The 3,672-nt window shown below is 68.8% G+C and carries 4 protein-coding genes and 1 pseudogene; 4 read left to right on the top strand and 1 reads right to left on the bottom strand.

Features of this window, described 5'->3' with window-relative positions:
- The coding region (locus ABT300_RS42285) for an RHS repeat domain-containing protein (protein ID WP_351687993.1) at window positions 1-1,664 on the top strand (1,664 nt) is incomplete at its 5' end.
- Complete coding sequence (locus ABT300_RS42280) at window positions 1,651-2,109, top strand: hypothetical protein (protein WP_351687990.1); 459 nt, start codon at window positions 1,651-1,653, stop codon at window positions 2,107-2,109. The genes ABT300_RS42285 and ABT300_RS42280, both read left to right, overlap by 14 nt.
- Window positions 2,110-2,221: 112 nt before the next feature.
- Here ABT300_RS42280 and ABT300_RS42275 read toward each other — a convergent pair whose 3' ends face one another.
- Complete coding sequence (locus tag ABT300_RS42275; RefSeq protein ID WP_351687987.1) at window positions 2,222-2,734, bottom strand: GNAT family N-acetyltransferase; 513 nt, start codon at window positions 2,732-2,734, stop codon at window positions 2,222-2,224.
- Window positions 2,735-2,905: 171 nt separating this feature from the next.
- Between ABT300_RS42275 and ABT300_RS42270 the strand changes: the two genes are divergently transcribed.
- Together ABT300_RS42270 and ABT300_RS42265 are read left to right on the top strand one after the other, a co-directional pair.
- The gene (locus ABT300_RS42270; RefSeq protein WP_351687984.1) at window positions 2,906-3,316 is read left to right on the top strand and encodes a VOC family protein; all 411 of its coding nucleotides are present in this window, start codon (window positions 2,906-2,908) and stop codon (window positions 3,314-3,316) included.
- A 92-nt stretch (window positions 3,317-3,408) separates the two neighbouring features.
- Window positions 3,409-3,672: pseudogene (locus ABT300_RS42265) on the top strand (SDR family oxidoreductase); the annotation flags it as partial.

The following is a 3,672-nucleotide window of genomic DNA, read 5'->3' as shown; positions in this document are numbered from 1 at the left end:
CCGCCCTCGGCGGCCCGGCCCCGTACTGGACCAGCTGGACCTACAAGCCCGGCGGTCTGAGGGACACCCAGACCGAGCACAAGGCCGCCGGTGACACCGCCACCGCGTACGGCTACCCGGCCGTAGACGCCGACGGCGCCGGCCAGCCGCACACCCTGACCTCGCTCACCGTCAACGGCGGCACGGCCAAGTCGCTGACCTACGACGAGCAGGGCAACACCACCAAGCGGTACGGCGCCACCGGTGTCGCACAGAGCCTCACCTGGGACATCGAGGGCGAGCTCGTCCGCCTCACGGAGGGCGCCAAGGCCACCGACTACCTGTACGACGCCAACGGCGATCTGCTGATCCGCCGCGGCGCCGACCAGACCGTCCTGTACCTGGCCGGTCAGGAACTCCACTACGACACCGGAGCCGCCAAGTTCACCGCCCAGCGCTACTACGCGGCCGGTGACGTCACCGCCGTGCGCACGGAGACCGGCCTGACCTGGATGATCGACGACCATCACGGCACCGCCTCGATGTCCGTCGACGCCACCACCCAGGCCGTCACCCGCCGCTACACCAAGCCCTTCGGCGAGAGCCGCGGCGCGGCACCCTCGCTGTGGCCCGACGACAAGGGCTTCCTCGGCAAGCCCGTCGACTCCGGAACCGGCCTCGTCCACGTCGGCGCCCGTGAGTACGACCCGACCCTCGGACGCTTCCTGTCGGTCGACCCCGTACTGGTCCCCGAGGACCACGAGTCGATGAACGGCTACGCCTACGCCGACAACACCCCCGTCACCAAGACCGACCCGACCGGTCTGCGGCCCATCACGGACTGCGAACGCGGGTGCAGCGACGGCAAGGGCGGCTCGTACCGCGACTACATGACGATGGGTCCGAACGGGACGTGGGTCTACCACTCCACGCGGACCTACATGACCAAGGTCCCCGGCACGTCCAACACGTACATCAGCGCCACGGTGACCACGCGCGCCGGCCGGACGACCGCCGTCGACGTCGCCGTCTTCAAGAAGCCGACCTTCAAGAAGGGGCCCAACCCCGAACCGGAGCGCAAGGACGGCAAGAAGAGCAAGGTCATGGACCTCTCCGCGCAGGAGCTGGTCATGCTCTGGGCCAAGGGCGGACCGTCCGACGTCACCCTGCCCCCGGACGGCGAGTTCGTCAGGCAGCTGCGCACGGAGGACCACTTCCGGTCCTTCATCCGCAAGATGCAGGGCCTGATCAAGGACGGCGTGTACACGGCGAAGGGATCATTCGACAAGTCGCACAAGGACCGCACCGACGGGGAGAAGCTCTGGGAAGGCTTCACGGACTTCACCGGGTTCCTCACGGAGGGCATCTACGGGGGCAGTCCCGCGAGCATGGCGCTGGGCTCCTACAATCTCGACTACGAGCTGCTCGGGGTGGCCTGTGAGCCGCCCAGGACGGACTCGGAGTGGGACCACGGGGCCCTGGTCGGCCAGGTGAAGGTGTCGATCTCCAACACCATGTCGGTGGCCTCGGCGACGCGCAGCCTCTCGGACGACGGATACAAGAAGGGCAGCTCGAACCCGGTCATGAAGGCGGGCTCGGACGTCGCGAAGCACATCTGGCCGGACGGCCAGACGGACATCACCGTGAAGATCAACTGGATCGAGGAAATCTATGTGCCGTACTAGGAGAGCCGGACGCGCTCTTCTCGCAGCGGCCGTCTCCGCCGTCCTGGTCGCGGGAGTGTCCGCCTGCGACGAGGGAGAGGACGTCCCCGTCCCCACGCAGGGCCAGATCGTCGGCTCCTGGACCAACCCCGGGGGTGACCGGGTCACCTTCGCGAAGGGCGGCACGGGCACCATCTCGGCGGGAGCCCAGCTCCAGCTGAGCAGCCTGATGGAGAAGTCCGACACCAGGCCGGAGTGCCCGTTCTCCTGGGGTGTCGACACCGTGCCGGCGGGCGGCGACACGTGGGTCTCCGTCACGTTCGCCGCGGGGCAGTGCGGACCGGCTCCGGGTGAGTTCGGCCTGTACTACTACTACGAGGAGGACTCCGGGGCTCTTCGGCTGTCACCGGCCGTGGAGTTCCCGAAGCCCGCGGAGATCTACACCCGCTCGAAGGCGACCGGGTAGCGGATGACCGGGGATCACCGGATCCCGGTGATCCCCGTCCGTGAGAAAGGGGAGGCGCACTCGCGTCTCCCCTTTCTCAGGCCCTGTTCGGTTCTCCTCTTGCGGCGCCTGCTCAGTGACCGATTGGAGCACCGAGCGAGAGCACGCGAGTGGTGCTGCCATCGTCCTCGGCGACGTCCCGGACGTGCTCGAAACCGATCCGGCCCAGCAGGGTCAGTGAGGCCTGGTTCGGTGCAGCCACGGTGGCGTGGACGGCGGTCAGCCCGAGGGCGTCGAAGCCGTACGCGACGATCGCCTCTGCCATCTCCGCGCCCAGGCCGAACCCCCATGCCGCCGGGGCCAGGGCGTAGACGATCTCGTGGCCTCCGACGGAGTCGGTCCACTTGATCTCGGCATGGCCCACCAGGAGCCCGTCCCGGCGAACAGCCCAGACGTCGAACAGCTCCTGGGCGTAGACCTTGGTGAAGATCCGCCCGAACAGGGCCCGGTCCGCCTCTTCGGAAACAGGGCCGTCACCCATCCACTGCGACACCCTGGTGTCCTGGAACAGAGCGACGAAGTCGTCCTCGTCCTCGAGGACATACGGCTCGAGGAGCAGCCGTTCGGTGCGCAGGGTCGGGGTCACAGGCGGCGAGGCTACCCACGCGGCATCAGCTCGGCAAACCACTTTCACGCACGCGGCGCGCCCTCCGCCGCATCCCCTCGCCGCGGCGAGCTTCGGGTGGCCTGCGGGGTCCGGGCACTAGCCTGGCCACCTGCTGACCGACCGCCGCACAGCGTCGAAGGAGTCACCCGCATGGAGATCGTGTCGTCACGGAAGATCACCACGTTTCTGATGTTCCAGGGCAACGCCGAGGACGCGATGAACTTCTACATCTCACTCTTCGACGACGCCGAAGTGGTCGGCATCAGCCGCTACGGAGCCGCGGGTCCCGGCAAGGAAGGCAGTGTGCAGCACGCGACCTTCTCACTCGCCGGCGAGGAGTTCATGTGCATCGACAGCCCGGTGCAGCACGACTTCACCTTCACGCCCGCCGTCTCGCTCTTCGTCCAGTGTCAGGACGAGGCCGAGCTGGACCGCCTCTTCGCTGCCCTGGCCGAGCAGGGCGCCGTGCTCATGCCGCTGGGGGACTATGGATTCAGCCCCAGGTTCGGCTGGGTCAACGACCGGTTCGGCGTCTCCTGGCAGCTGAACCTGCCCGCCTGAGCAGTCGGCCCGAGCCGCCCCGATGCGATGACCTGCTCACCCGCCCGAATATCGGTTGCACGTCCGTGCCGTGGGTCGAACGATGGCACCTTGTGACGACCACAGAAACGCAGCCGGCGTCCGGCGCGGCCCGGCCGATCGCGTTGGTGACGGGAGTCGGCCGCTCCGTGGGGATCGGCGCGGGCATCGCCCGCCGGCTGGCCGGGGCCGGCTGGAACGTCGCCTTCACCTACTGGACGCCGTACGACGCGCGCATGGCCTGGGGCGTCGAGGCCGGCGCCGCGGACGCCGTCGCCGAGTCCCTGGCGGGCGAGGGCGCCGAGACGGCGGCCGTGGAGGCCGACCTCGCCGATCCG

This window comes from Streptomyces sp. NPDC001027, from assembly GCF_040299045.1.
Lineage (GTDB): Bacteria > Actinomycetota > Actinomycetes > Streptomycetales > Streptomycetaceae > Streptomyces.
This window is presented reverse-complemented; position numbering and strand designations above follow the sequence as displayed.

What these genes read in the sequence shown, in the direction of transcription:
- ABT300_RS42270 (WP_351687984.1), top strand. Translation starts at nt 2,906, where the DNA reads ATGGAGATCGTGTCGTCACGGAAGATCACCACGTTTCTGATGTTCCAG.
- ABT300_RS42280 (WP_351687990.1), top strand. Translation starts at nt 1,651, where the DNA reads ATGTGCCGTACTAGGAGAGCCGGACGCGCTCTTCTCGCAGCGGCCGTC.